The following is a 26339-nucleotide window of genomic DNA, read 5'->3' on the forward strand; positions in this document are numbered from 1 at the left end:
TTTCTATGCATCATGCATCCCCTGTTATAATGGTCGAATTATAGCACGAACTGGGCTACCATCTGCTTCTGTTAAGGCAAGTGGTAAAGCAATCAGCTCATAATCTCCGTCTTGTACATGATCTAATACGACATTTTCTAAAATATGAATACCGTGCTGAAATAATTGATGATGCGCTGCTAGTTCTTTATCATCAAGTGGATCTACAGAAGGTACATCTACTCCAATTAATCGGACTCCTTTTTTTGAAAGGAATGGTGCAATCTCCGCACATAAAAATGGGATTGTGTCTGGAAACTTTTGTGCGTTCCCATGTGAAGAAGTGCGCAGTAATAACCGCTCCACACCTTCTAAATTGAACTGTTGTAATTCTTTTACTCCAATAGAATCCATACTTGAAACATCGATAATACGCGCTGGTCCCACATACACATGAATATCTAAATCTATGACTTTCTTTCCATCGTTATCAAAATGAAACGGTGCATCAATATGTGTCCCTGTATGAATGCTCATCGTTACCTTTCCAATATTAACGGACCCACTTTGCTCTTTCGTGCAAGACACTTCATATGAGAAAGGTGTATCTCCTGGCCAAGTTGCAATCTCATTATTTAATGGCTGTGAAATATCGATCCATTCAGATGCCTTCATCTTACGCCACAACCCCTCGTTTATTTTCAAATTGTTTATACTCTTCATTTGTCATAATTTTCTTTAAAATTCGAACGGACTTCCACACTTCTTCATATGTATTATATAAAGCAACTGGTGCAAGGCGAATGCCATTTGGCGCGCGAAAATCAGGAATTACTCCATTTGCTTTTAACGCTTTACATATACGAGCAGCTTCTGGGTGCTCTAAATAAATATGTCCTCCTCGTTTTTCGTCTTCTAAAGGATTTCCAATTGTAAATCCTTTATCTGTTAATTCATAATCAATCAAATGTAGCATATACCGTGTTATATGTAATGATTTTTGACGTAATCGATCTATGCCCGCCTCTTTAAAGATCTCAAGTGAGCCAATTAATGGTGCGATACTGAATATATGTGGTGTTCCAATTTGATACGCTCCAGCATGCTCAGCTGCTGTTAATGTATGTTCCATATCAAATTGTTTATCTTTTCTTGAACTGAACCAGCCGGAAAGACCGGGCAAACGAGCAAAATGTTTTTTATTTACATATAATCCGCCAACACTACCAGGACCTGCATTTAAATATTTATAATTACACCATACCGCAAAATCAACACCCCACTCTTGAAATTGATGCGGAATCGCCCCGATTGAATGACATAAATCAAATCCGATATGAATCCCTCTCTTATGTGCTTCAGCCGTCAATCGCTTCATATCTAAAATTTGTCCGCTTCGATATAAAACTGCTGGCAATAAAATTAAAGCGATATCATCTGTCATAGCAGCAATAATATCTTCCTCATCTAACGTTCTGCCGTCTCGACTTTTCACTCGAACAAGATGTTCATTTGGGTCTAATCCTTTTAAACGAATTTGGCTTTGCAAAGCATATATATCTGATGGAAATGTTAATTCATCTGCTAAAATCTTTGTACGAATCCCTTTCGGTTCATAAAATGTCGCAATCACCTGATGAATATTCGTCGTCGTGGAACCGGTTACAATTATTTCCTCAGACAATGCACCAATAAGCGGTGCGATATGTTCACTTAATTGTTCCGATAGAAAAAACCACGGATACTCTCCTTCTGTCCATCCATCAATTCCATGCTCTTTCCATGAATTTAACATAGTAAGTAATGACTTTTCAGCTCGTTTAGATAATAATCCTAATGAATTTCCATCTAAATATATTGTATCTGCTTTTTTATAAAATTCATTTTGAAAAGCAGCAAGTTCATCCTGTTTATCACTTTGGATTGCATACTCATAAGATGCCTCAAATGGGTTTTGATCCATAGTTCCACCTTCTTTTTAATTTTCTGTTTATTCTAACTAATTGAAATATAACATTATAACTATTGTAACGTCAATGATATTGTATTCGTTGCTCTCTTCCATATTACATATTGAAACCTTTGCATTCGTTTATAAAAGGTACTGTGCGAAACATTTCATAGTTTTGCTGTAAGTGATACATGTCCCTTTGTTTTTTGTAATGCTTTAATCATTCCATCACGTTGTATTTTTTCATGGAAAGTTAACTTATGTTCTTTCTTCATATCCTTTGTTTCTTTCCAGAAATCTTTTTGATCTCCTTGCATAGATTGTAATATGAGTGAAATTTATATTCTTCCCTTGTGAAAGAATACATAGGTGCTCTAATATATTTAATAACTCTCGAATATTCCACTTCTTTCACAAAAATCTTTTATAAAATACGGTATATCTTCCCTTCTTTCTCTTAAAGAAGGGAAGATATACCAGATAAGCATGTAAGCGATAATATAAATAAATTCTCCCTCAAAAACCCACTGTAAAAAACGAACAACTCTAACTCATTAAACTTTTGTTTGAGTAATACAACAAATGTATACCTTGCGAGAAAGAGAATCATAGATTTTCGATATAAAAATCGTTATGATATAAGAAAAAAGAAAGTGAGCAAAAGATGAAGAAAATCGCGATTATTACTGGTGCATCAAGTGGCTTTGGCTTATTAACAACTATTGAATTAGCTAAAAAAGATTATACTGTCATCGCTACCATGCGTGATCTGAATAAACAAGAAAATTTATTATCGCAAGCTGCCGCATTGCATTTGCAACATCATATCAAAATTCATCAACTGGATGTTACCGATCCAAATTCAATCCATACTTTTCAATTGTTTTTAAGAGAATTAGACCAAGTAGACCTTCTCATCAATAATGCCGGATATGCAAGCGGTGGTTTTGTAGAGGACATTCCTATAGAAGAATATCGTAAACAATTTGAAACGAACGTATTTGGGGCAATCTCCATCACACAAATTGTATTACCTTATATGAGAAAGCAAAAAAGCGGAAAAATTATGAATGTAAGTAGTATTAGTGGTCAAATTGGCTTTCCTGGCTTATCTCCTTACGTTTCTTCTAAACATGCATTAGAAGGTTGGAGTGAATCCCTCCGCTTAGAAGTAAAACAATTCGGAATCGATGTTTGTTTAATTGAGCCTGGTTCTTATAACACAAATATATGGGAAGTTGGAAAATCGCTAGCGAAACAGTACTCAGAAAACACTTCTCCTTATATAGAATATATGCAGAAAATACAACAACATATAAATAACGGGAGTGATACATTCGGTAATCCAATCGATGTTGCTAAGAAGATTGTAGCGGTTGCCGAAGCAAAAAAGACATCCTTTCGTTATCCCATTGGAAAAGGCGTAAAACTAATGATGACTGTAAAAAAACTGATTCCATGGAAATGGTGGGAGTTTCTAGTTCATAAAAACTTCAAAAGAATGTAACGGATATATAATAAGTTAAAGAAGACTGGCTGTTTCAAATTAAATCTAGCACAAATATAACTCATGAAAGCTATTTTTTATCATGAATTCACATAAAAAAACATCCCTACATTATGATGTAGAGATGTTTTTTGTAATCTTCTTATATTTTTATTAATTTACACAGCCTAAAATGCCAACAATCTCACTTGCCTTTGCATTATTAATGTAATAATACATTTCCAATCCTTTTCGTTCGGAACGTAGCACTTTTCCTTTCATTTTCGATAAGTGTTGAGATACAGTGGATTGCGGGATTTCTAAAATTTCGGTTAGCTGTGATACGTTACAAGTTTTTCTATTTTTTAACTCGTTAACAATTTGTAATCGTACTGGATGTGCCATCACTTTTAAAATATCTACATCTTCTTCTGTAATTTGTGTTTTTATCTCTTTACTTTTCATTGCCATGAGAATCTCTCCTTTTTTGTTGCATTTCTTTTTCTATAAAAGGCATTCAGAGAAAGTGAATGCCACCCCTGTAACTTATTTATTGTTATTCTATATAAAAATAATTAAATATAAATCTTACTTCATATCCGATATCTATATCATACACTTTCAATATGTGTTTTATATGAAGTTTATTTAAAGTTACAATGAATTTTTCACAAAAAATTCATTGTAACTTCTTGAAAAATATCTTTTTTGATTATTTTACTGAAACTGTTCTGTCCTACCCTCTTTTTCTTCGATGAAACCCTTGTGTGATTCGATCCAATATAATAGCGATTACGACAATGGCTAACCCAGCTTCAAACCCCATTCCAATATTCACTTGTGTTACAGAGCGATATACATCTACACCAAGTCCCGGCGCTCCTACAAGTGATGCAGTCACAACCATCGACAATGATAGCATAATACTCTGATTAATCCCGGCCATAATCGTTCCTGTCGCAAGTGGCAATTGTACTTTAAATAGCTTTTGTGATGCTGTAGATCCAAATGCATCTGCAGCTTCAATTAAATCTTCCGGTACTTGTCTAATTCCAAGGTCTGTAAAGCGAATCGTTGGTGGCATCGCAAAAATAACCGACGCGATAATCCCTGGCACTACCCCAACTCCAAAGAATGTAATGGCAGGAATTAAATACACAAATGCCGGCATTGTTTGCATAAAATCTAATGTTGGTTTTAAAAATTTCGAAAACCGTTCGTTTTGCGATGCTAAAATGCCAATAGGGATTCCAACAATGATAGAAATAATAACGGATGTCAGAACAAGCGCCAATGTTTGCATCGTTTGTTCCCAATAGTTAATGTTTAAAATAAATAATAAGCCAATCAATGTAAAAATAAGTAAAGAGACTTTCCTTGCTGTATACCAAATGAGAAAGCAAACAATGACAATCATTAAAAAAGCTGGAATGAATGTTAAAAAATTTGTCAGTAAATCAACAAAACCACCAATCACATAAGAAAATCCTCTAAATATATTTTCAAAATGCTCATATAAACTCGCTACAAACGTATCGACCCATTCACCTAACGGAATACGCGGAATATTATTCATTGTCATTCACCTCATCTTCAATATTTCCGGCAAGGGCTTGAATGACACTTTCTCGTTTAATAATCCCCCTTAGCCTATTTTTTTCATCAATAACAGGTAAAGGAAATTTCATTTCTGCCATTTTTGCATACGTTTCTTCTAGTAATGTATCTACATATACATGAGGAAGATCTGTGATTAACAAGTCTGCAATTGGCCATTGTTTTTGCACTGCTTTACTTGCATCATCAGCCGTTAAAATTCCTAAAAACTCATGTTTTTTATTGACTACATATACAGTAGATACCCCCGCATTTCTCATAATTTGCAGAGCTACGCGTGGTCCGCGGTCAATCAGTAATGTTTCTGGTCTTTTTAAAATAGATTCAGCAGTAATGACTTTTCCTAAGTTCACATCAGCAACAAATTTCTCTACAAATTCATTTGCTGGGCTCATCATAATTTCTTCAGGTGTTCCAATTTGGACAATTTCTCCATCTTTCATCAGCGCAATGCGATCTCCAATTCGAAGCGCTTCGTCTAAATCATGCGTAATAAAAATAATTGTTTTCTCCATTTTATCTTGCAGCTCTAATAATTCATCCTGCATTTCTTTTCGAATCAATGGATCTAATGCACTAAATGACTCATCCATTAGAAGCACGTCTGGATCATTCGTAAGCGCTCTTGCAATTCCAACACGTTGCTGCATCCCACCGCTTAATTGTCCTGGATAACTATCTTTATGATGATCTAATCCAACTAACTTGAGAGATTCTAACGCTTTTGCTTCTCTTTCTTCTACCGGTACCCCTTGTACTTCTAAACCATACGCTACATTTTGAATCACAGTTCGATGTGGGAATAAAGCAAATTTTTGAAATACCATGCTCATCTTCGTTCTTCGTACTTTGCGAAGCGCCTCTTTCCCCATTGTTGCGATATCTTCTTCATCTATGTATATATGCCCCGCTGTTGGCTTTATAAGTTGGTTAAGCATACGAACAAGTGTTGATTTTCCGCTTCCTGAAAGTCCCATAATCACAAATATTTCTCCTGTATATACTTCAAATGTTGCTTTTTTCACACCAACATTCATTCCTGTTTCTTTCAAGATTTCTGATTTACTTTTCCCCTCTTTTAATAAAGCAACTGCTCGTTGAGGATTTTTCCCGAATACTTTTGTCACGTTTTCCACACGTACTTTTGTATTTTTCATAAAACGACTCCTTTTCTGCCCATCTATTCACATAGTGTAGCGATTTTAAACAGAAATATTACATAGAAATAACAGAAATAAGCTTTCTTAAAATCTTTATTTTCCGTTCATAATAAGAAGGTTCACCTATACATTTATTTGTATACAAATGTTAGTGATGAAACGGGAGGATTTCAATGAAACGAAAAATATGGCTTATTAGCATCTTGTTATTTATCAGTATGATTATTACTTCTTGTAATGCAACAAATGCAAATACAAAAGGAAAAATTAAACTTGGTGTTACAAGTTGGAAAGAAAATATTGCAATTGCAAATTTATGGAAAGTTTTGCTAGAACAAAAAGGATATAAAGTAGAGCCAATGTATTTAGAAAAAGCAGCCATTTGGACTGGTGTTGCTCGTGGTGATATAGATGCAAATTTAGAAGTTTGGCTTCCAGTTACCGATAAACCGTTAAATAATCGGTATAAAAATGATATCGTTTTAAAAGCAAAATGGTATGAAGGAACGGGACTTGGCTTAGTTGTTCCTTCTTACATGACAGACGTTAACAGCATCGAAGATTTAAATGCTCATAAAGAAGAATTCGGTAATAAAATTGTCGGTATTGAACCAGGTAGTAGCTTGATGAATTTAACAAATCAAGCGATGAAAGAATATGATGTAAAGTTAAAACTTGTCCAATCTTCAGAAGCGGCCATGATGAGTGAATTAAAAAAAGCATATACACAAAAGAAACCCATCGCTGTGACGCTTTGGAATCCACACTGGGGCTTTTCAGAATTTGATTTAAAATATTTAAAAGACCCTAAGAAAGTATATGGTGAAAAAGACGACATTTATTACTCTGTAAGAAAAGGATTTGAAAAAGATTATTCAGATGTTGTGAAATATTTTGATAGATGGAAAATGAATGATGAACAACTTGGTACTTTAATGGTTATGTTAAATAAAATAAAAGATCCTGAAGAAGCGGCACGAAAATGGATTAAAAAGAACCAAAGACTTGTGAATGAGTGGATGAAAGAATAATGCACCGTATAAAAACAGGCTAGGAAATAAATTATGTTCCTAGCCTGCTTTCCATTATTTTTTTGTAATAACCGCATCAACAATCCCGTATGTTTTTGCTTCTTCTGCCGTCATAAAGTAATCTCTTTCTGTATCACGCGCTACTTTTTCAATTGGTTGCCCTGTTCGGTCAGATATAATATTGTTAATATCTTGTTTTAACTTTAATATCCGCTTTGCTGTTATTTCAATCTCTGTCGCTTGCCCTTTTGCTCCGCCAAGCGGCTGGTGAATCATAATTTCACTATTTGGGAGCGCAAATCGTTTTCCTTTTGTTCCGCTAAGCAACAAAAGTGCCCCAAATGATGCTGCCAAGCCCATACAAAGCGTTTGTACATCTGGCTTAATCAAGTTCATTGTATCTAAAATCGCAAATCCTGCTGTCGTCGAACCACCTGGACTATTAATATAAAGAAAAATATCTTTTTCTGCATCTTCTGCTTCTAAAAACAATAACTGCGCCACTACACTACTTGCAACTTGATCATTAATTTCTGAACCAATCATCACAATACGATCTTTTAATAATCTAGAATATATATCATAGGAGCGTTCTCCTAACTTTGTTTGTTCCACAACATATGGAATTGTATTCATCATAATCCCTCCATCTTATTGTTAAGCTGCACATAACATAAAATTGTAAGAAGAAGATTTTTTCGCACTGAACAATAGCACCGGCTCTTTAGAAGATACATGTGTAAAATGAATAGTTGGAAGAAGTTTTGTTAATAATTCTGGTTTTTGTTCACGAACCGCTGTTACGACTACCTTGGCATCATCTTGCCAAGCTAAGTTACCATCTTCTTCATTTCTCATTTTCAATTTATTTCTACTCCGAAATAACGAAGCTTTCACTGCTCCTTCTGATATCGAGCATATTTTCGCAATATCAGATAGATGATATTGAAAGACATCTTTTAACAGAAAAATGACAGCTTGCTGGGCATTTAGCGAAGTGACTACTTTTTCCGCCATCTCATGCAAATCAGCAATTATTTCATGTGGTGTTTCAAATGTTACTTCCTTCTCTAATTTCTCTTGAACAGATTTTACTTTTAATTGATCGAACCATTGATTTCGCGCAATTTTATATAGAAGCGTCATACAAATATCTTCCTCCTTATATTTTTGCAGTACTTTACAAACCGCTTCTTGCGCTAGGTCTTCACCATCCCATTTGTTTTTTGTTAAAAACATGCAGTATCTTTTTAATTCGGCATAATTCTCAATAAGAAAATTTTTATTTGAATAATCCATATCGATAGGATTTTTAAACAATGGCATTACTTTTGTGCACAAAATAACCACTCCTTTTCAGCGCTTACTTAATGAACGATTGAAGGGATAAAAAAGTTACGAAGGAAATAAAAAATTTTTAAGGTTTATGTTTTTCAATGTGCGGTCATAAATATCTTATGTAGAATTTTACACAAGGAGGCTATCAAATGCCAAAATTAACTGTAATCGGCACTGGTACTTTTGATATTGAAGAAGGAACAAAATTAGTGTTAGCTCTTGAAGATAACGGCGTTCCAATTCTTCATCGTTGCGGCGGGAAAGCTCGCTGTACAACTTGTAGAGTTGAAGTCATCGCAGGAGATTTCTGTGAGCCTACGCTTAAAGAAACACATGCAATGACAGAGAAAGGCATTGAAGACCACTTACGATTATCATGTCAAATGCGGGTATATAAAGATTTAACTATCCGGCCCATATTAACGGTCGAAAATTCAGGTTTAGATGCTGGACCGCGTCCTGCAGAATAAGGCGGCGGAGTGTATCATGACTCTAAAACGTTTAGCTGGTGAATACGCTGTGCATTTTTGTAAAAGATGGGATGAAAATCGGACTTACTTGGTGCAGGATCTACTGTGTATTGGACGGTACAACGATTAGGACAACTTGTCAAAGAATGTCTTACGATTGAAGCTGTACCTACATCAATCGAAACAGAAAAATTAGCAACTCAGCTGTCTATCCCATTACACCCTTACAATACAATAGATTATCTTGATCTCACAATGGACGCGCAGATGAAATCCATCCCAATTTACAATTAATAAAAGGTGGAGGTGTTGCTCTTTTGCGAGAGAAAATAGTCACCTCTTCCTCTCAAAGATTGATTATAATTGCAAATGAATCAAAGCAAGTAGAAAAGTTAGGTACGTTCCCTCTACCAATTGAAATCATTCCATTTACCTATAATCAAACAGAAAAAAGATTCAATCGCTCGGTTGTCAAACTATGTTACGTATGAAAAACGGGCGCCCTTCCTTACAAACAATGGTAATTTCATTTTAGACTGCAGGTTTCCAAATCAAATTACAGCCTCACTTGAAATGCATCATCGTTTAAAAATGATAACGGGTGTTATTGAAACTGGATTATTTATTAATATGGTACATAAAGTGATCATTGGGACTGAAAATGGAATCATCGAATTATGATTCTTTCCCTTTAATCAATGGAGGGCCTCTTCCTCCCTCCCCTTTACTTTTGCTGAATTTTGAAATAGATATGTAATATTTTATAGAATGCTTGGATGATCTTATAACTATTGAAAGAAGTTTACATGTTTTATAATGTAATATATGTATAAATGATCCACTATTATATTAGAAAGGGTTGAATCAATTGAAATCGAAAAGAATTCAAGAAATGAAAGATTTAGAAATCGCCTTTCAAATTCGGAAAGAAGTATTTGTAAAAGAGCAAGGAGTTCCTCTTGAGGATGAATTCGATACATTTGACACGTTAAGTGAGTTATGCCAGCATATTTTAGTTTATTATAACGAAATACCGGTAGGAACGGGCCGAATTCGCTTTGTTGACAACATGGGGAAACTAGAAAGAATTTGTATCTTACAGCCTTATCGGAAATATGGACTTGGAAAAGTCATCATTCAAACGTTAGAAGAAATTGCCTATGAAAAAGGAGCCAACAAAGTAAAACTACACGGCCAAACACAGGCTGAAGGGTTTTATAAAAAATTACACTATCAGCCTTCTTCCGATGTTTTTATGGAAGATGGAATCCCTCATATTTTAATGACAAAAGAATTATCATGCTAAACATGACAAGATCCTTTCCATAAAAGGCATTGGAAACGCGCTGATTTTGAAAAGATAACACATATTTTATCGGAATGCTAAGAATACAAAGGAGCCCATCATCTATATAGTGGGTGACGGACTCCTTTTTACTATGAAGTGAACTTTTTCAGCAGCCTCTTCTTCATGTTAGTCCCTTTTTAATCCGAAAGTATTATAGTGAACTTTTATTCTCTCTTACTTCCCTACCTGGTTTACATAATGATATTACATTTAACTTATAGTCGTTTCTCAAAAAAGTGCTGACAATATCCTTTAGGATGATCTTCTACAACACCAAATTCTCGATAGCCATGTTTTTTATAAAATGCAGGTGCTTGAAAGCTAAATGAATCAAACAAGATGAGACGACATCCTTTTTCCTTTGCGATTTCTTCTATTTTATATAACAACTTACCACCATATCCATCATGATGAATCGACTCATTCACCTATAAAAAATCGATATGAAGATGATAAAAATAAATCGTTCCCGTTATTCCTCCCAATGTTTTTCCGACATCGTCTTTTAAATAGAAAGCTTACCTGTTCCATCGGTTGTTTTACCTCATCTGGCAGAACGGACATATTATATTGAATAACTTTATTTTTTATATACTCACTTGCATTATTTTGTTGTGTAAATGTCAATACATGTTCTCCTTCTCATTTTCTTTTTAGCACTTTTCAACATCCAATCATTAATTTTCAAGTTTTCCCTATCAATTCAACAAAATGCTGTTTGGCAAAATAAATGCACCATGTTCTCGATAAAAAAGAATAGCATCTATAACAGCATCGATATGTATAGTTCCATATACATGTGGATACTCTTGACCATTTGATGATTTTTCATATTTTGTTTCTGCTTGAACACGTGTGGAATCTATTAAAAGTAAGACTAATTCCTTTTCAGTACGAAAGTGTTTTTCTGCAACTGATAAAGATTGTTCTAAAAAGGAACAATGAATAAATCCCTCTTCTGCAAGTGATGCCTCCTTAATTTCCCCGCTTATTTGTGCTGCTTCCCAATCTTCTTTTTTCATAACTTTTGTGATAGTACTCAATTTCTTTCTCTCCTTTTTAAATTCCAAAGTGAATCATATATTTATTCTCTTCTTTTGCTTGAATAATTTTGTTAGCCAATTCGTTCAGTTCAATCGATTTCTTCATATCTTTGGAAGATATAACTATATCTAAAAATTGAGATAATGATTCAGGTGGAATAATCGTAATCCCCCAATTTGCCAAACCATATTTAGGACGATCTAACGTATGAAAATATGTCTTCATTATCGATAAAGGTTCAAATAAGTTTGTAAGAATATCATCATTTACAGAAATACAGTTATATACATCTGGATTGTAACTCTTGTAAGTCTTTTGATTATTGATATTATGAATTATACCGAATTCGTGATTTATAGCCATACGTATAATCCCCCTTTTGATAGCTTTCCGCCTCTTTTCTTAACTAAATAACCATCAAAATATTCTTATTTTTGTTACATCGAGAATCATAATAAAATTTTTAAGGTATTTGCACTCAAAAATCATTAATAAAGTTGTTTCATTCTTATTGCACTAAATATGTTTTTGTAGCCACTGCTTAAATATCTTTAACTGTTCTTCAGTATGAAAATAATGTTCACCTGTTTCTATGACTTCTAATTTACAACGATGTTTTTTTGTAAAATAGTTAATAGTTTCAAATTCGCACAGTTCATCCTTGGCTCCATACATAATATATGTATCTGTATTCCATGTATGAATAGGATGTTCTTTTACATAGCATAAATAATCCCAATATAACTTTTGACCAATGGGTGTCTCTATAGTCATTTCTTTTTGCAAAAGCTCTGGTGTTACATGAAACCATTTCATCATATTTTCGATAATTCGTTCCATATTAACTACTGGTGATAAAAATAATGCCTTTTCTAACAAATCATTTTGATAGGCTAAAAGGCTAAAATAAGCTCCCATACTACATGCAAACACGCTTACTTCTTTCCAATGTTCTTTTGCGTAATTCATAATTATAGATAATTCGCTGACACAAAACTGTACTTTGCAAGGAGTAGTATCATTTTTTCTTTCTCCATGCTCAGGTAAATCAAAGCTTAACACTTGATAACCTTTTTGATTGGCTTCTTCAGCTAATATTTGAATAACTGCATCTTCCTTATTTGACATATTTCCATGTACTGCAATAAAAAATTTTTCACTCTTATCTCCCCATAAAATCACAGGAATATTACGAATTTTAAAATTATTTTCAAGCATATTTCCTCCATAGAATAAGACACATAGGAATTGGCAAAAAAACACACACTTTATAATCCTCTACTCATTACCAAAAAATTCAAACTATTCCTAGTTTATCACAAATGAATTATACTCTCTCTCTACCTATGTATAACAGAGCCTACTTTGTATTTAAAATCTTTCTTTTTTCCATTTCTTCAGAAACTACAAGTTCTTCTTTTGATTCCTTATTGAGCTAATTTACTCCGTTAGTAGAAGAAAGGTTTTTAAACAATTATATTATTTTTTTAATGACTTTATTGTAAATGAAACAACTGTATTCTCTCTGCACAGTAAAGTTGCTTTCGGAATAATTGATAATAAATTTTACGTAGAATTCAAACGATAAAAAGGGGCGAAATCATTCGCTCCTTTTTTATTTCTAAAGAGGTGTTAATTATCATTATGTATAACCTAATTTAATTCATATAATTTCGAAGGAGTAACTTCTGTATCTATATTGAATTTTTCAAGAACAACTTCTCCTCTATTCTTACACCCTAACCTTTATCATCAAAACATAATGACTAACATAATTTTTGTAATCCTTGTTCCATGAAACACCTTGTTAGTTTAAATGTGTATACTCATAATATTATAAAATGACAACAATCCCCTTTATTTTTTCTCTACTTTCTTATTTGTAAATAAGCCCGAATCATAAAATAACTCACTTCATCTGGGAGCTGTTCTTTTATTGACTTTAAACCGCCCTCTGCATGTTGAACTGCTGATTCGATAAGTGATTTATACTCTGTTGGCACAAAGCTTTCCCACTCTACTTTCATCCCTTCTTCCGAACAACGAATTAAATGATTTTCTACCGTTTGACGCGATAACCCTCTTACTTTTGCAATCTCACTGAGTTCAGTGCCCCGCTCATACATTTCATACGTTTCTAAATGAGAGTTTTTAGAAGCTTTCCCTGATTTTTTTCGCTCAGTCACAACTTCTGTTTTTAATATTTCTTCGTAATTCGGATTTTCTTCCATAAAATGAAGCACTGCTTGTAAAAAGTGAGAACCGTACTTCGCCAGTTTATGCTCGCCTATTCCTTTTACTTGCAGGAGTTCTGTCTCGTTTTTCGGCATTTTCGCACACATATCTGTTAACGTTTGATCAGAAAAAATAACAAATGGCGGTACCCCTTCGCTTTGTGCAATCTCTTTTCGAATTTCACGAAGCACTTCGAAAAGCGGATGGTCCTGTACAATTTGTCTTGTTTCTACTCTTTCTTTACGCAGTACACGTTCGTTTCCAAGCAATACTTCTTTTCCTTTTGTGGTTACTTTTAATGTTGGATACGTTCCATGCTCTACCGCAATTAATTCATCCGAAATTAAAAACTCAATAAATTCACTTACTTCTTTTACACTGCGATCTGATAAAAGCCCGTACGTTGGAAGTGTATGAAAACGAAATTCAAGCACTTTTTTATTTTTTGATCCCGTTAACACTTGGGCAATCATTTGTTTTCCAAAGCGTTGATTCGTTCGAATCATACAGGATAAAACCATTTGCGCTTCTCTAGTTACATCAATACTTTCACGCTCATCTGTACAATTTCCACAGCGCCCACAATCCCCTTCTGGCACTTCTCCAAAGTAATCTAGAATAAAAGATTGTAAACATTGTTCCGTATGGCAATAATCGGTCATGTACTGCAATTTCTCTAATTCATTTGAGAAACGTGACTCTCCCGTCGATTGATCAATTAAAAAACGTTGCACTTGTACATCTTGAGAGGAATATAACAAAATACATTCACTATCTAATCCATCACGACCAGCACGACCTGCTTCTTGATAATAGCTTTCCATATTTTTCGGAAGTTGATAATGAATTACATATCTTATATTCGATTTATCAATTCCCATACCAAATGCCGATGTTGCGACCATGACACTGACTTCATCTCGCAAAAAACGTTCTTGTTGTTCATCACGTTCATAGTCGCTCATCCCAGCGTGATAGCGCGCAACAGAAACGCCGGCCTTACTTAGTTCTTCATATAGCTGGTCTACGACTTTTCGCGTTGCCGCATAAATAATTCCAGATTCTTTTTGGTTTTGCCGAATATATTCTTTCAAATATGCATTGCGATCTTGTCCTTTTATAACAGAGAATGATAAGTTTTCTCTCTCAAACGTTGTCATGATCGTATGAGTAGGATCAATGTCTAATGCACGGCAAATGTCTTCTCGTACTTGCGGCGTTGCAGTTGCAGTTAACGCGAGCACGATTGGCTTTTCTGGCAAGTAATCTAATATGCGATGTATATGTAAATAACTTGGACGGAAATCATGTCCCCATTGTGAAATACAGTGGGCTTCATCAATTGCGATCATCGGTATTTTCATATCGATTAATTGATCCACAAATTCCATCGAATCGAGACGCTCCGGTGCAACATAAAGCAATTTATAATGCCCTTGCTTCGCTAACTGTATACGCTGATTCGCTTCTGTTATCGAAATAGAACTATTAATATATGTGGCTGAAATCCCATTTTGTACAAGTGTATCTACCTGATCTTTCATAAGTGAAATCAAAGGTGAAATCACTAAAGTCGTCCCCTCAAATACCAATGCAGGAATTTGATAACAAATCGATTTCCCGCCACCTGTTGGCATAATACAAACTGTATCTTTCCCATCCAATACATTTTTAATTGTTTCATCTTGTCCTCTGCGAAATGACGAGTAGCCAAAATAAGAGGATAAAAGTTCTTGTGCTTTTGTAAACAACAAAAATTCACCTGCTTTTCTTAATCTTTCATCTAGCTCATATTATATCATCAATTTTCCATCAGTGTCGCTCTCACTATTTCGCCTTATATTTCTATATCATTGCAAAACCTTCATGTAAAAATGAAGAAATCCACTTATTTTTATCATTATTTTCATACGTGTGCTATTCGGTAGTTTTTATTGTGCTCATTATATAAACGTAGCGCAATCCATTCACAATTAAGTGGTACATAGAAACATGTGCAACATAAAAATTAGAATATTCCTTCCCTAAAACGATACGCATTACTATAAGGGAGGTTTATATATGAAACAAAAAAATAATGTAATTGCGTTTCCGCTTTCAAATAAACAAAGAAAATCCTCGTATGATAACACATGGAAAGATGAGTCACATTATAAATATGAACCATTATTTTCATACAAAAAGATTGTTTATTTCTTTTTAAAAAAGATCAAACAGTTATGGACATAATTAAAAACTTTCTCAACATCATCCTTATAGACTTCACACTTTGCAATCGTTAATATGTAATTAATCTGTTGGATACAAAACCCCTTCTTACGACCCGTAATGTATTTGTATTTGCGGGTCTTTTTTGATTTCACTCTTATGTTTTTCCATGTATATAGGTTGTGCTAATCCATTTATGTTCATTTTTTTCTCAATACAAAACCATCTTTCAATTTGTTATAATCAAAGTACTCCAGATGAGTTATGACTCGTCAACATTATCTAGTTAAAGAGACCTATCTGCGGGAAGTAGGTCTCTTTGACTTTTTTGAAATTTCTTGCATCTATTTCTATATAGGTACGAATCTTCTTTTCTTTGTTCTCTCCAACATGACTTATTAGCTTTTTGATACTTACATTTTCTCCTTTACATTTCACGTATAACCATATATTTTATTAATATCTTTTTATATTTTTTGGGAGGAAACAGATTGATTAACGCCATAGGTCTCGCCTTTATTCTTTCTAATAAGCTAGAGAAGAAAAAAAGAGTTTATTTAAATGATAGGTTTGCACTAATAGATATTTTAGAATCAAAAGAAGTTTATGATTCTGAAGGAAATCAGCTCGTAGAATTAACTTGTAAATATAGTATTTACTTAGATGAAAAATATTATTGTAAATCGCTCGACGACTATACCGGACAAGTATTCCCTTTCCTAAGCGCAAAAGTAGGAAAAGGCCTCGTTAGAAATTTAAATTACTATTTTTCACACATTGATCTATATGATAAAAAGCCACCAGTTAAAGAGATTAGACAGCTTATGAAACAAGTCATACATGATAGATAATATTTTCTAGTATATCATAAACGATTCTTTTATAAGTAAGGGGGGAATCTTTTTCTCCCCCTCTTTTTATACATCAACAATTTATCTTCCCTTATATGAATTCTTGATATCACTCTTGTCCCTTTCATGCTTCGGAATGTTTAGAATTATATTGTCCCTTCTTCATTCCCAACAAAAGATTCGTGTTCTAAAATAATATAAAAAAGCAACTCTAGATTTTTAGAGTTGCTTTTTGTCACCATCTAATACTATGTGACTTTATAGCGAGTCAAATACTTGTGAGGGTAAATGCATTTATTTATTAGATTCCACCACCATGTTCTGACATGTATGATACTGTTTCATACTTTAATTCAGAAGAAGCATTATCTTTTGTAATAGGACTATTTAAACCAAATGATACTACTGCAACACTCATTAAACCTAACAATGCAATTTTAATCTTTTTCATTTTAAACGCCCCTTTTCTTTTAATAAATTTTTAGCTTCGTGACTCATATGATAATAGTCACTTGCTTTTTCTTTCATACCCATATTATACCATTTGATAGCTAATAGTTCGCTATAAATCTGTACATCTTTCCATAAATCTTGTTTTTTAAAGTAAGAAATCCCTTCTAAAATACATTTCTCTAGATTTGTAATTGATTTATTTTCAATCATCGTTTTTAAGATTGTAAAATGATGATCGTATTCTTCTGTACAACACTGTAGGCCTTCATGGATATAAAATTGAGCCTCTGCTAGATTTCCTAGTTTGAAGTGTTCACGTGCTAACACATACATCCCTCTTTTTTGATAGGGTGCTCTTGGATAAGTAAATTTTTCAAATACATCTGTAAGATGCCGCACTGCTAATTCTGAAAGATTTTGATCGGCATAGAATAAACCTAAGTTATAACGAACGGTCAAAGCTGCTTTTTCTTCATTATTTCGTTCAAGAATATTTAAAGCAGCAATCAAATATTCTTCTGCCATCTCAAATTGTTCTAATGTAACGCAAGCCATGCCTAAAGTATTTTTACATGCTCCAACTTTTGTTTCGTAGCCTTCTTGACTTGAAAAATACTCAAGGGCCTTTGTAGCGTAATGAATCGCTAATGTTGGTTGTGATAAATAATAATGGTATAGGGCAATCCGATAATGGTACTCCGCTGTTTCAGCTTCATTTGGCATCATATCCAGTAGATTAGCTGCGAGTTCCCGATGGTATTCTGCACAATTATAGTTTCCAGTTTCAGTGTGATAAATAAAATGAAAGAAATGATAATAATATTTCAAAAAGCAATCTGGCATATCTTTTATGTAGTCAAATCCTTCAAGACTTTTTTCGAAATCGCCGGTTAACATCTGATATCTAAAGTTTAATAAAGAGTAATAAATAAAAGAATCTGTATGCTTCTTCATATTATTAAATTTATCATCCATCGCTTTTTTTAGAACCATTGCTTGATCTAATTGTTGAGAAAGCATTTTCTGGTACCATTCGTCTAATAAATCATACCCTTTGTCGGCGATAGTCTTTATTCCCATACGAGACCTCCTTTTTCAAGAATATTATCTAAATTTTACCATGAACACTCCAGCTAAAGAGCATATTAATTCCTGATTTATATTGAGAAATAATTATCAGATAATTTAACTTCACGAGTACTAGTAATTTTCTTCTTTATTCCACTCTATATGTTATAAAAAACAACTCCTTATAATTAATAACAATGAAAAAAGCTGACTTTTAATATAGCAAGTCAGCTTTTTGATGAAATGAAGATTTATTAGCCGATGATTTCCTACCGCAAAGACTCAAGTATAATTCTAGCAATCTTAGGCAAAATGCAAAAGAGAAAACACTAAATCTCTTCTCCCTTTTCCACAGCACCTTTCAATCTCTGAAGCATATATCCAATCCCTTTGCATCCTGCTAATGGATATGTAATCCTATCTTCTGGATATAGTTTTGTGACTACTTTTTTATGTTTCTTTCCCGCTAGTAGAACAATTTCATCGAACTCTAGCAATCCTTTATCCACCATTTGTTTTTTGAGTTGCTCTACATTAACAATCTCGTCACTCTTCGAGTCAAAAGCGAGATCATAGTTTTCTGTTACAATGTCATTTGGTCTTAAAAATCCATGCTTTGCCGATAATATTACCCAATCCTCAAAAAACATTCCCGCATATGCCTGACATGCTTTTCCAAACGAGCTAATATAAACGTCTTTCGCTTTTGTTGGACCTTGACTTGGGTACTTATCCCAAATTTTCTTTTTCCCACAGGGAATAATACATAATCGTTTCATCATCAACTGCTACCTCATCTTATATCTTTTTCCATATTTCAATCATAATACTTTTACTTCATCAAAAAAACTGTCACAATCGACAGTGTACAAAGAAAGGTTATATAAAAAGGACAAGCAAACCATAGGTTACTTGTCCTTCTTTTCATCCATCCCTACTATTATAGAGCTTGGAATGTTTCTGTTAATACAGGAACGATTTGTTTTTTACGAGATACAACACCTTTTAAAGTAACTGTGTTGTTTTCTAATGTTACGTTGTATGCTTTTTCAACAGCATTTGCTGCTTTCCCGATCGCAAGGCCGACAGAATCGTTTGTTAAGATATCTGTTACAACGAATAAGAATAAATCTAATCCTTTCTCTTCTACTACTGCAGAAATAACTTTTTCTAATTCTGCTTGGTGTACAAGAACGTCGTTTGTATCAACAGCGTTTACTTGTGCAATTTCAACTTTCGCGTTACCCATTTGGAATTCTTTTGCGTCAAGAGAAATTAATTGCTCCATTGTTTTACCACTTAAATCTGCACCAGCTTTTAACATTTCTAAGCCGTAGCTTTCTGCATCAACGCCAGCGATTTCAGCCAATTCACGAGCTGCAGCTACGTCTTGTTCTGTGCAAGTTGGTGATTTAAACAATAAAGAATCTGAGATAATTGCAGATAACATTAAACCTGCAATTTCTTTACGAATTGCAACGCCATTTTCTTTGTACATTTTGTTTAAGATTGTAGCTGTACAACCAACTGGCTCACAACGATAGTATAAAGGATCGCTCGTTTCAAAGTTAGCAATACGATGATGATCGATAACTTCTAACACACGAACAGATTCGATATCGTTAGCACTTTGTTGACGTTCGTTATGGTCAACTAAAATAACGTTGTCCACTTCGTTTGCTACTGTCTCAACAAAACGCGGTCCTTCTACTTTAAAATAATCTAACGCAAATTGAGTTTCACCGCTGATCTCACCTAAACGTACAGGCTCAGCATTCATTCCTAATTCTTTTTTTAGTTCTGCATAAGCAATTGCAGAACAAATTGCATCTGTATCTGGGTTTTTATGCCCGAAAACTAGTACTTTTTCCATGATTTCCACCTCTTCATCAAAAGGATATCTTAAAGAAGCAAATATGACAATATTTTAAGCAGATTTTTTTATAAATAAAATCAAGTTTCTCTTCTTTTCAAATAAAAATAGAATCAAATATGTAATAAAATGATAGGAAATGATGAATTTAAAGGCGAATTACTTGCATAAAGTCTCTGCTGACATCATCAAAAACTACGGTGTGATTTGTATGGAAGATTTGCAAGTGTCAAATGTGCTCAAGAATCACAAATTAGCGAAGCATCATGTTCACAATTTAGAACCATGTTAGCGTACAAAGCAAAATGCTATGCCAAAGAAGTAGTTGCTGTGTCGAAAACATTCGCTTTCAGTCAGACGTGAAGAAAGGTCATTCTATGCAAAAATGACCTTTCTTTATTTGATTTAATTGTCGTGTGAAGCATGATGCATGATAGACGTAACGCCATTATTAACAAGATTTACATCCATTACTTGATAAAAGGCATTCCCTGTATCCGCAATTTCCCAAACAGCTAAAATAAGATGGTATCCACTGCGATCAGTTGGTACATTTGCTTCATGCGTTACTGTTACTCCTGGTTTTACTCCCCCATCATTTTTCACATAGAATGGTATTAAATCTAATTGAGAACGTGACAATGGCTTATTCGGGTTCCAATCTTTTTTCGTTATATAATATTTCCACTCTTTCGTACTATGCGGAGCAGTTAATTTCCACTTGAATTCATTCTTTCCCCCTTGAATCGTTACTTTTTTCCATCGCTCAGCGGTTTGGACGTCTAAATTCGGGAAATTTCCAGCACCCGCAATTTGTCCATCAACTGGACCTGATTGCGGAAATCCCCCTACTCCTTCTACACTTTGCGGTTCATATTGAATTGGACCACAATTTACATTTACACCTTCGCTGCATAAATACGAACGACTAGAAGGTGATTCCACATACCCATGTGCAGACGCCTTTTCTGCAAAACCAAATGTTATCACTCCTGTTAGTATAATTCCACAACTGAGAATAACTTTCTTCATACTTTGCCATTTTTTCTTTTTCATCACGCGATTCCCTCCCTATCCATAAACGAAAATAACTCTGCTTAAGTTGCCTAGTCATCTTCTCTACATCAAGTATAAACGAAGGGAACTTGTCCATAGAACCGAAATTAAACTTTCTCAAACAAAAGTTGCTCAACCTTTATGATTTTTATTTTCATCCACTAGATTCTCTTCCATTGTTACCCATGATGCTTCTAAAGTATCACTTAAAAAACGGGTAACAAATTGTAGTTCCTCCTGTGTGTATCTACTTAAAAATTGTACAACCCCTTTATTTATTTCTTGATGTAATGCTTGATGTAAATGAAATAATTCTTTTCCTAAAGAAGTTGTTTTAAATAAAATTTCCTTTTTATTATTTGGAATGGTTTCTGTCACAATCAAATTTTTATTCATTAATCGGCGAGTCATTTTCGATACACTCCCCTTTGGAATCCCCGTTTCAGATGCGATTGTAATTCCATTAACCGGTTCATGCTTTCCGATCGCATCAAGAACATGAAGCATTTTTACTGTTACTTCTTTTAACAATGTAGCAATATGAGGATTTTTACAATTTTGAAGTAACCATTCTCTCTCCTCATCCTCTTCCTGTCCCCACTTTTTAGCCAGTTCTCCCGTTAAGTTCACGATTTGCTTTATTAATATATTTTTATCATTGTTAAAAGCCGATGCCATAAAAAAACTCCTTTACATTTGTGTTTTTATTAGTATATCAAGAAGAGGTAGAAGATTAAAGTTTCCGAGAAACAATTTGACAAAACTTGAATATATATTTATTATTGTTTCCAAGAAACTTAAATGTTTCTTGGAAACAATAATGTTAAAGGAGATGAACATATGATTAAAAATAATGTTATGCAAAAAGTATGTATGTACGAATTCGGTACTTCAAAAGTTATGAAATTAGAAGAACAAGCAATTCCCATTCCCGGTTCTGGAGAAGTAATTGTACGAATTGCATTTGCTTCCGTCAATTTTTTAGATATTCAACATCGGCGAGGTGATTTAGTAACACAAAATTTTTATCAAAAAAAGGGCGGAATCTCCCATACCTTCCCCGTTACTTTAGGTAGTCAAGGAGTCGGTACTGTCGAAGCAATTGGTCCAAATGTAGAGACCATTCAAGTTGGAGATCGCGTAGTCTGTGCTGGAGGAAGCGGCACTTATGCGAGCCATGTTTTAATTTCATCTCAAAGAGTAATCCCTATTCCAGATGAAATCAGTTTTGAACATGCAGCTGCAGGATTAATCCAAGGGTTTCTAGCTTGGGCATTTACGAACTATGCCTATCCGATCAAAAAAGAAGATTGGTGCTTAATTCATGCGGCAGCCGGTGGAATCGGACTCTTTTTATGCCAAATGGCAAAAATACGCGGTGGCCATGTGATTGGTGTTACATCAAAAAAAGAAAAGGCTCGTTATGTAATGGAGGCTGGTGCTGATGAAGTGATCATTTCTACACAGTCGGATATAGTAAAAGAAGTAAAACGCATTACAAACGGGCAAGGTGTAAATGTTGTCTATGATGGTGTTGGTAAAGATACTTTTGACGCGAGTTTAAATAGTCTTGCTCTTGGCGGATATATGATAAACTATGGACAATCTAGCGGATATGTTCCTCCTATCGATTTAATGACACTTCAAGAAAAAGGTTCTCTCTTTATAACAAGAACAAATGGTCTTCCCTATATGAAATATTGGTCTCAATATATTCGCGATTTTGTTACATGGGTTCAAAGCGGAAAACTTTCTATTAAAATTGATCGAACTTACTCCCTTGCAGATGCTGACCTCGCCCATGAAGCTGTTGAACGAAGAGAGACTAGCGGAAGAATTTTACTTACTCCTTAAAAACATTTAAATACGAGGTTCTTTTAACAATATTTTAAAATATCATTCCTTTCAAACTTCCCGTTTTTCAGTTTTATACGAGCGAAACTTAATAACACTCCCTCTTACATTTTAAGCAGAAATAATTTGCAAATTGTGCATACTAAAAAAGCTGTTGAGATTGCTCTCAACAGCTTTTTACTCTAGTTATCTGAATGATTAACACTCGCCAATGCGATAATACCTTCTTCATCATCTAATTCAAGCTGTAGTCTTGCTGCGTAAGGATTGAGATTGTACTCTCGATCTAGCCATAGACGAAGCGCTTCAATTAAATTCGCTTGGATTAAAATTTGCTGACGACCGTTTACTTCTACTTCAGCGGAGAATCCATAGTCATCATCGTACATCAGTTCAACTAAAACAGCTTCAGGAGCAACTTGTCTTTTTTCAGCAATGTATACACATAGTGCATTAATTAGCTCCTGTTCAGAAATCTTTAACCTCTCCATGCTGTTTCCTCCGCTTGTTTCTTACGCTGATCTTTAAAATATTTAAATGCTCGAATCGCCAACATCACGATACCAGCCATTACTAACATATTTACCATGAACGCCAATATAGAACCAAGTGCGCCCATATTTGAGAATAGGCTTCCCATTAATAGCCCACCTAAACCACCAAGTAATAACCCTTTCATAAAGCTTCCTTTATTACTTTTGGGCGCTGTATTTGTAGCTTTCGTTTTTGTATCTGGATTTGTCTTTTGTGAATTTACGTTAGAATCTTTTTTGTTTAAATTCACTTTTGACTTTTGTCCAGAACTTGGTGTAAATGACTTTTTACCAGATTTGTAACTTTTCGCTGCTGCATGATCTACAAAAACAAAGCTACTAGCTCCAAAGATCACCATGAATGCAGTCATTACTGAAACGAGTTTTTTCAACATAGTATATCCATTCTCCTTTTACTATAGATATATGTGAAATCTATCTTTCTTGAAAATAAGAATGATAGATTTATTTTAAACTCATATAAAGAGTTCTTATGAACTTATTATATGAACTTTTCTTGAAATAAGCAAGTTATTTACTTAATATTTTGTAGAACAAAGGAAAAATGAAACAAAATGGAATTGACTTTGCATAAAACAACACATATTATAAGGTCATAAGAACTTTTATAATTTTGGAGGTGAAAAGATGGAAACATTTCATCTCACACGAAACGAAATGGCAGCACTCCTCCTTTCTTTAAGAGGATGGAACACAAAAAAGCCTCTTAGCATATTACAAGAAGCTTGGGCAAAATCACATAAAAAAGATATTGAAAGCGGACAAAGCGTAACTGCTTTTATCACAACCGCACTTTCACCTATTTTCGAAAAGTTGATAAAAATTGAAGATACCGATGTTGGCTTTTCTTTAAATGAAATCGTTGCACTTGGTAATCAAATTGAAAATACCAGTTTTTCTGTAACTGCAATGCAAAACTGGGTAAAACGCGATATAAAAGAAATGATTGGATCCCCGCAAAAGGGAAAAAAATACTCCATTGAGCAAGCTGCTTTGCTTTTCATTGTCGAAGATTTAAAAACAGCACTTGATTTTGAATCTATTCGGAAACTGCTTAGACTCATTGTCAATGATCCAGCAGACCGCAGCGATGATTTAATTAATCCCGTTCATTTATACGTTGCGTACTCTTCTTTATTTGAAGAGTTAAATCAAGGGAACTGTTTACAATTAAACGCAACGGACACTATCCATACAATTGAAAATATAGTAAAAGAGAAAGCTGACAAAATTGCCAGCCAATTTGATCAAATCAACAATGAACAGCGCGAAGCAATTCGTAACGCCATTATTATCGCGACGCTTTCTGTACATACTGCATATGTACAAATGTTAGCAAAACGATACGTTTCCGCAACGTTGTTTTTACAAAACTTAGATGTAAAACCGTAAGCAGAGGAGCAATATATACGCCTCTGCTTCTATGTATAGCAAAAACCCATTCAAATGTAAATAAAAATATCTGTATTCTCAGATTGAGCTCTAACCATTACTCTTCTCTTCCAAAAATAATTCATTCACGCTATCATAACGCCCTTCTCTTATCATTGTGACAAACCTATATTTCAAATAAAAAAATCATTTTAATAAAAAACTTACATAGTCTTAAATCTCTGAGGAAACATTACTAGTAGTACACTAAAAAAGGAGGGACGATTCCATGAAAAAGAAAAAGTATTTATTTGCTTTAATGGCTACTGTTATATCTTCAGGACTATTATTTGGTTGCAATAACGTGAAGGATGAACAAGAACCAGATCCAACCGAGGAACCTTCTGAACAACGAGAACAAGATGAAAGACAAAATAACAACCAATAATTTTTTTATCGTAATACAAAGCTAACCAATAACATGATGACTACATTGTCTATCTTCAACATGAATCAAATATGTACCCAACAAGTGTATTAAATATGCCATCATTGTTATGATTCGCTCTTCTAGCTCTTTATAAAGACCATACAAAAATAGGAGCAGAATTGCTCCTATTTTCTATTCATATTGCAGATGTATTTTTTTCTATGCAAAATCCTTCAGCGGAACTTTTAATAATTATATCAAAACGCTCATGATACGGGTGCATGAATACTTCATACTGTATGCGACGTTCCTCATGAGATTGCCTTAAATATTCAATGTCCATCCCTCTTTCTGCAACATCTCGACTTTTCCTTCTCATAAGTTCTGTTTCTCCATCTGTATAAAAGTAAATTTTCAAATCAAATAGATCGGAATTAAGAAATGCGACACTCATTCCTTCTACAATCGTCACTTTACGATTCGAAGAAATGAATTCACGTTCCATATAATGCGTATCAATAGTATAGAAATCCAGTCCATCTCGAACCATTTGAACATCTCTTTCTAAAGATTCCAAATGATGTGCAGCTGGATGGCAAGCTGTCATTTTATAATGATGCTCTTTATTTTCATATGTATAATGAATGATTGCGTGCTTTCGAATACTCGAACTCACAATATATGGATCTGTATTAATATAGTTTACTTCTTTTGACATAAATTGCTCTTTCAGTTTATTCGCAAATGTCGTTTTTCCCGCAGCACCATGTCCTGCAATACCGATTACAACTCGTTTATCCTCTGTTCGAACCCAATTGATAATTTCTTGTGATAACTTCTCCATCTGAATTCCCCCATTTTAAACTGTTTCTATCAAAATTTTGACAAAAATTAGCTTATTACCAGTCCTATTTTTTCCGAACACAACTTCATACACATATACTAGGCCGAAAAATATTTAT

The 26339-nt window shown here is 34.1% G+C and carries 29 protein-coding genes and 4 pseudogenes; 11 read left to right on the forward strand and 22 right to left on the reverse strand.

The genetic code is table 11. The annotated features are described in order from the left end of the window. Positions 1-24: 24 nt before the first annotated feature. The 3 genes and pseudogenes from kynB to MR059_RS06845 form a co-directional block, all read right to left on the reverse strand. The gene (gene kynB, locus MR059_RS06835) at positions 25-654 is read right to left on the reverse strand and encodes an arylformamidase (RefSeq protein ID WP_242161672.1); all 630 of its coding nucleotides are present in this window, start codon (positions 652-654) and stop codon (positions 25-27) included. Between the two features lies 1 nt (position 655). After that, entirely contained in the window at positions 656-1942 is a 1287-nt protein-coding gene (kynU, locus tag MR059_RS06840; protein ID WP_012094384.1) for a kynureninase, read from the reverse strand. A gap of 155 nt (positions 1943-2097) precedes the next feature. Further along, positions 2098-2434 (reverse strand): annotated as a pseudogene (locus tag MR059_RS06845) (sigma-54-dependent Fis family transcriptional regulator); the annotation flags it as partial. A gap of 160 nt (positions 2435-2594) precedes the next feature. On the opposite strand from MR059_RS06845, the gene MR059_RS06850 reads away from it, so the two are divergent. After that, positions 2595-3437: an oxidoreductase gene (locus tag MR059_RS06850; protein ID WP_012094385.1), complete on the forward strand. Its 843-nt coding sequence runs from the start codon at positions 2595-2597 to the stop codon at positions 3435-3437. Positions 3438-3590: 153 nt separating this feature from the next. On the opposite strand, the gene MR059_RS06855 is transcribed toward MR059_RS06850, so the two are convergent. The 3 genes from MR059_RS06855 to MR059_RS06865 form a co-directional block, all read right to left on the reverse strand. Beyond that, positions 3591-3887, reverse strand: coding sequence for an ArsR/SmtB family transcription factor (locus MR059_RS06855; protein WP_048723025.1), 297 nt, complete (start codon positions 3885-3887; stop codon positions 3591-3593). Positions 3888-4152: 265 nt separating this feature from the next. Continuing rightward, entirely contained in the window at positions 4153-4992 is an 840-nt protein-coding gene (locus tag MR059_RS06860) for an ABC transporter permease (RefSeq protein ID WP_012094387.1), read from the reverse strand. After that, positions 4985-6190 carry a quaternary amine ABC transporter ATP-binding protein gene (locus MR059_RS06865; protein ID WP_087098764.1) on the reverse strand — a complete coding sequence of 402 codons (1206 nt, stop codon included), beginning with the start codon at positions 6188-6190 and terminating at the stop codon, positions 4985-4987. Before MR059_RS06865 ends, MR059_RS06860 begins: the two co-directional genes overlap by 8 nt. 176 nt (positions 6191-6366) lie before the next feature. On the opposite strand from MR059_RS06865, the gene MR059_RS06870 reads away from it, so the two are divergent. Further along, positions 6367-7224, forward strand: coding sequence for a glycine betaine ABC transporter substrate-binding protein (locus tag MR059_RS06870; protein ID WP_242161673.1), 858 nt, complete (start codon positions 6367-6369; stop codon positions 7222-7224). A gap of 54 nt (positions 7225-7278) precedes the next feature. Here MR059_RS06870 and clpP read toward each other — a convergent pair whose 3' ends face one another. Continuing rightward, positions 7279-7860 (reverse strand): ATP-dependent Clp endopeptidase proteolytic subunit ClpP, encoded by a 582-nt coding sequence (gene clpP, locus MR059_RS06875; protein ID WP_041809745.1) that lies wholly within the window; start codon positions 7858-7860, stop codon positions 7279-7281. A 21-nt stretch (positions 7861-7881) separates the two neighbouring features. Further along, a complete protein-coding gene (locus MR059_RS06880) occupies positions 7882-8565 on the reverse strand; it encodes an RNA polymerase subunit sigma-70 (RefSeq protein ID WP_012094391.1) in 684 nt (227 codons plus the stop codon). 146 nt (positions 8566-8711) lie between these two features. Here MR059_RS06880 and MR059_RS06885 point away from each other — a divergent pair, with 146 nt between their 5' ends. From MR059_RS06885 to MR059_RS06900, 3 genes and pseudogenes are all read left to right on the forward strand, one after another. Continuing rightward, positions 8712-9032: a 2Fe-2S iron-sulfur cluster-binding protein gene (locus MR059_RS06885; protein ID WP_242161674.1), complete on the forward strand. Its 321-nt coding sequence runs from the start codon at positions 8712-8714 to the stop codon at positions 9030-9032. A gap of 16 nt (positions 9033-9048) precedes the next feature. After that, a pseudogene (rpiA, locus tag MR059_RS21790) lies at positions 9049-9713 on the forward strand (ribose 5-phosphate isomerase A). Positions 9714-9900: 187 nt separating this feature from the next. Continuing rightward, entirely contained in the window at positions 9901-10338 is a 438-nt protein-coding gene (locus MR059_RS06900; protein WP_012094393.1) for a GNAT family N-acetyltransferase, read from the forward strand. A gap of 257 nt (positions 10339-10595) precedes the next feature. Here the strand turns inward: MR059_RS06900 and MR059_RS06905 are convergent. The 5 genes and pseudogenes from MR059_RS06905 to recQ form a co-directional block, all read right to left on the reverse strand. Further along, positions 10596-10944 (reverse strand): annotated as a pseudogene (locus MR059_RS06905) (GNAT family N-acetyltransferase). A 134-nt stretch (positions 10945-11078) separates the two neighbouring features. After that, entirely contained in the window at positions 11079-11402 is a 324-nt protein-coding gene (locus MR059_RS06910; protein WP_087094992.1) for a DUF952 domain-containing protein, read from the reverse strand. 37 nt (positions 11403-11439) lie between these two features. Beyond that, positions 11440-11787 (reverse strand): hypothetical protein, encoded by a 348-nt coding sequence (locus MR059_RS06915; protein ID WP_012094395.1) that lies wholly within the window; start codon positions 11785-11787, stop codon positions 11440-11442. A 153-nt stretch (positions 11788-11940) separates the two neighbouring features. Next, a complete protein-coding gene (locus tag MR059_RS06920) occupies positions 11941-12642 on the reverse strand; it encodes an alpha/beta hydrolase (RefSeq protein WP_242161675.1) in 702 nt (233 codons plus the stop codon). Positions 12643-13292: 650 nt separating this feature from the next. Then, positions 13293-15410: a DNA helicase RecQ gene (gene recQ, locus MR059_RS06925; RefSeq protein ID WP_210351582.1), complete on the reverse strand. Its 2118-nt coding sequence runs from the start codon at positions 15408-15410 to the stop codon at positions 13293-13295. Between the two features lie 310 nt (positions 15411-15720). Here recQ and MR059_RS06930 point away from each other — a divergent pair, with 310 nt between their 5' ends. Both MR059_RS06930 and MR059_RS06935 read left to right on the forward strand, forming a co-directional pair. Then, on the forward strand, positions 15721-15888 hold the full coding sequence (locus MR059_RS06930) for a hypothetical protein (RefSeq protein ID WP_164468628.1): 168 nt from the start codon (positions 15721-15723) through the stop codon (positions 15886-15888). A 470-nt stretch (positions 15889-16358) separates the two neighbouring features. Next, positions 16359-16718, forward strand: a complete 360-nt coding sequence (locus tag MR059_RS06935) for a cytoplasmic protein (RefSeq protein WP_242161676.1) — start codon at positions 16359-16361, stop codon at positions 16716-16718. Between the two features lie 301 nt (positions 16719-17019). Here MR059_RS06935 and MR059_RS06940 read toward each other — a convergent pair whose 3' ends face one another. From MR059_RS06940 to ppaC, 4 genes are all read right to left on the reverse strand, one after another. Beyond that, entirely contained in the window at positions 17020-17169 is a 150-nt protein-coding gene (locus MR059_RS06940) for a Phr family secreted Rap phosphatase inhibitor (RefSeq protein WP_012094399.1), read from the reverse strand. Next, on the reverse strand, positions 17166-18251 hold the full coding sequence (locus MR059_RS06945) for a response regulator aspartate phosphatase (protein WP_012094400.1): 1086 nt from the start codon (positions 18249-18251) through the stop codon (positions 17166-17168). Before MR059_RS06945 ends, MR059_RS06940 begins: the two co-directional genes overlap by 4 nt. A 317-nt stretch (positions 18252-18568) precedes the next feature. Further along, positions 18569-19018, reverse strand: coding sequence for a DUF6884 domain-containing protein (locus tag MR059_RS06950; RefSeq protein WP_041810389.1), 450 nt, complete (start codon positions 19016-19018; stop codon positions 18569-18571). A 161-nt stretch (positions 19019-19179) separates the two neighbouring features. Further along, positions 19180-20112 carry a manganese-dependent inorganic pyrophosphatase gene (ppaC, locus tag MR059_RS06955; RefSeq protein WP_242161677.1) on the reverse strand — a complete coding sequence of 311 codons (933 nt, stop codon included), beginning with the start codon at positions 20110-20112 and terminating at the stop codon, positions 19180-19182. A 145-nt stretch (positions 20113-20257) separates the two neighbouring features. Here ppaC and MR059_RS06960 point away from each other — a divergent pair. Then, positions 20258-20469, forward strand: a pseudogene (locus MR059_RS06960) (IS200/IS605 family element RNA-guided endonuclease TnpB); the annotation flags it as partial. Positions 20470-20517: 48 nt separating this feature from the next. Here MR059_RS06960 and MR059_RS06965 read toward each other — a convergent pair. Together MR059_RS06965 and MR059_RS06970 are read right to left on the reverse strand one after the other, a co-directional pair. Continuing rightward, positions 20518-21168, reverse strand: coding sequence for a lytic polysaccharide monooxygenase (locus MR059_RS06965; RefSeq protein WP_242161678.1), 651 nt, complete (start codon positions 21166-21168; stop codon positions 20518-20520). A 132-nt stretch (positions 21169-21300) separates the two neighbouring features. After that, a complete protein-coding gene (locus tag MR059_RS06970; protein WP_012094405.1) occupies positions 21301-21846 on the reverse strand; it encodes a MarR family transcriptional regulator in 546 nt (181 codons plus the stop codon). A 162-nt stretch (positions 21847-22008) separates the two neighbouring features. Between MR059_RS06970 and MR059_RS06975 the strand changes: the two genes are divergently transcribed. Beyond that, positions 22009-23022 (forward strand): quinone oxidoreductase family protein, encoded by a 1014-nt coding sequence (locus MR059_RS06975; protein WP_048723038.1) that lies wholly within the window; start codon positions 22009-22011, stop codon positions 23020-23022. A 182-nt stretch (positions 23023-23204) separates the two neighbouring features. On the opposite strand, the gene MR059_RS06980 is transcribed toward MR059_RS06975, so the two are convergent. Together MR059_RS06980 and MR059_RS06985 are read right to left on the reverse strand one after the other, a co-directional pair. Next, a complete protein-coding gene (locus MR059_RS06980) occupies positions 23205-23513 on the reverse strand; it encodes a YxcD family protein (RefSeq protein WP_012094407.1) in 309 nt (102 codons plus the stop codon). Next, the gene (locus tag MR059_RS06985; RefSeq protein ID WP_012094408.1) at positions 23501-23950 is read right to left on the reverse strand and encodes a hypothetical protein; all 450 of its coding nucleotides are present in this window, start codon (positions 23948-23950) and stop codon (positions 23501-23503) included. Before MR059_RS06985 ends, MR059_RS06980 begins: the two co-directional genes overlap by 13 nt. A 253-nt stretch (positions 23951-24203) precedes the next feature. Between MR059_RS06985 and MR059_RS06990 the strand changes: the two genes are divergently transcribed. Both MR059_RS06990 and MR059_RS06995 read left to right on the forward strand, forming a co-directional pair. Then, positions 24204-24968, forward strand: a complete 765-nt coding sequence (locus tag MR059_RS06990; RefSeq protein WP_012094409.1) for a DUF1836 domain-containing protein — start codon at positions 24204-24206, stop codon at positions 24966-24968. A gap of 268 nt (positions 24969-25236) precedes the next feature. Then, positions 25237-25395, forward strand: coding sequence for a hypothetical protein (locus tag MR059_RS06995; RefSeq protein WP_012094410.1), 159 nt, complete (start codon positions 25237-25239; stop codon positions 25393-25395). 178 nt (positions 25396-25573) lie between these two features. On the opposite strand, the gene MR059_RS07000 is transcribed toward MR059_RS06995, so the two are convergent. Next, on the reverse strand, positions 25574-26221 hold the full coding sequence (locus tag MR059_RS07000) for a uridine kinase family protein (protein WP_242161679.1): 648 nt from the start codon (positions 26219-26221) through the stop codon (positions 25574-25576). Between the last annotated feature and the right edge of the window lie 118 nt (positions 26222-26339).

The organism is Bacillus cereus group sp. BfR-BA-01522 (assembly GCF_022662635.1).
GTDB lineage: Bacteria > Bacillota > Bacilli > Bacillales > Bacillaceae_G > Bacillus_A > Bacillus_A cytotoxicus.

Bases quoted from the DNA above. Each gene is read 5' to 3' on its own strand.
- kynB (WP_242161672.1), bottom strand. From the start codon at position 654: ATGAAGGCATCTGAATGGATCGATATTTCACAGCCATTAAATAATGAG.
- kynU (WP_012094384.1), bottom strand. From the start codon at position 1,942: ATGGATCAAAACCCATTTGAGGCATCTTATGAGTATGCAATCCAAAGT.
- MR059_RS06850 (WP_012094385.1), top strand. From the start codon at position 2,595: ATGAAGAAAATCGCGATTATTACTGGTGCATCAAGTGGCTTTGGCTTA.
- MR059_RS06855 (WP_048723025.1), bottom strand. From the start codon at position 3,887: ATGGCAATGAAAAGTAAAGAGATAAAAACACAAATTACAGAAGAAGAT.
- MR059_RS06860 (WP_012094387.1), bottom strand. From the start codon at position 4,992: ATGAATAATATTCCGCGTATTCCGTTAGGTGAATGGGTCGATACGTTT.
- MR059_RS06865 (WP_087098764.1), bottom strand. From the start codon at position 6,190: ATGAAAAATACAAAAGTACGTGTGGAAAACGTGACAAAAGTATTCGGG.
- MR059_RS06870 (WP_242161673.1), top strand. From the start codon at position 6,367: ATGAAACGAAAAATATGGCTTATTAGCATCTTGTTATTTATCAGTATG.
- clpP (WP_041809745.1), bottom strand. From the start codon at position 7,860: ATGAATACAATTCCATATGTTGTGGAACAAACAAAGTTAGGAGAACGC.
- MR059_RS06885 (WP_242161674.1), top strand. From the start codon at position 8,712: ATGCCAAAATTAACTGTAATCGGCACTGGTACTTTTGATATTGAAGAA.
- MR059_RS06910 (WP_087094992.1), bottom strand. From the start codon at position 11,402: ATGAAAAAAGAAGATTGGGAAGCAGCACAAATAAGCGGGGAAATTAAG.
- MR059_RS06915 (WP_012094395.1), bottom strand. From the start codon at position 11,787: ATGGCTATAAATCACGAATTCGGTATAATTCATAATATCAATAATCAA.
- MR059_RS06920 (WP_242161675.1), bottom strand. From the start codon at position 12,642: ATGCTTGAAAATAATTTTAAAATTCGTAATATTCCTGTGATTTTATGG.
- MR059_RS06930 (WP_164468628.1), top strand. From the start codon at position 15,721: ATGAAACAAAAAAATAATGTAATTGCGTTTCCGCTTTCAAATAAACAA.
- MR059_RS06940 (WP_012094399.1), bottom strand. From the start codon at position 17,169: ATGAAAAAGATTAAAATTGCATTGTTAGGTTTAATGAGTGTTGCAGTA.
- MR059_RS06945 (WP_012094400.1), bottom strand. From the start codon at position 18,251: ATGGGAATAAAGACTATCGCCGACAAAGGGTATGATTTATTAGACGAA.
- MR059_RS06950 (WP_041810389.1), bottom strand. From the start codon at position 19,018: ATGAAACGATTATGTATTATTCCCTGTGGGAAAAAGAAAATTTGGGAT.
- ppaC (WP_242161677.1), bottom strand. From the start codon at position 20,112: ATGGAAAAAGTACTAGTTTTCGGGCATAAAAACCCAGATACAGATGCA.
- MR059_RS06965 (WP_242161678.1), bottom strand. From the start codon at position 21,168: ATGAAAAAGAAAAAATGGCAAAGTATGAAGAAAGTTATTCTCAGTTGT.
- MR059_RS06970 (WP_012094405.1), bottom strand. From the start codon at position 21,846: ATGGCATCGGCTTTTAACAATGATAAAAATATATTAATAAAGCAAATC.
- MR059_RS06975 (WP_048723038.1), top strand. From the start codon at position 22,009: ATGATTAAAAATAATGTTATGCAAAAAGTATGTATGTACGAATTCGGT.
- MR059_RS06980 (WP_012094407.1), bottom strand. From the start codon at position 23,513: ATGGAGAGGTTAAAGATTTCTGAACAGGAGCTAATTAATGCACTATGT.
- MR059_RS06985 (WP_012094408.1), bottom strand. From the start codon at position 23,950: ATGTTGAAAAAACTCGTTTCAGTAATGACTGCATTCATGGTGATCTTT.
- MR059_RS06990 (WP_012094409.1), top strand. From the start codon at position 24,204: ATGGAAACATTTCATCTCACACGAAACGAAATGGCAGCACTCCTCCTT.
- MR059_RS06995 (WP_012094410.1), top strand. From the start codon at position 25,237: ATGAAAAAGAAAAAGTATTTATTTGCTTTAATGGCTACTGTTATATCT.
- MR059_RS07000 (WP_242161679.1), bottom strand. From the start codon at position 26,221: ATGGAGAAGTTATCACAAGAAATTATCAATTGGGTTCGAACAGAGGAT.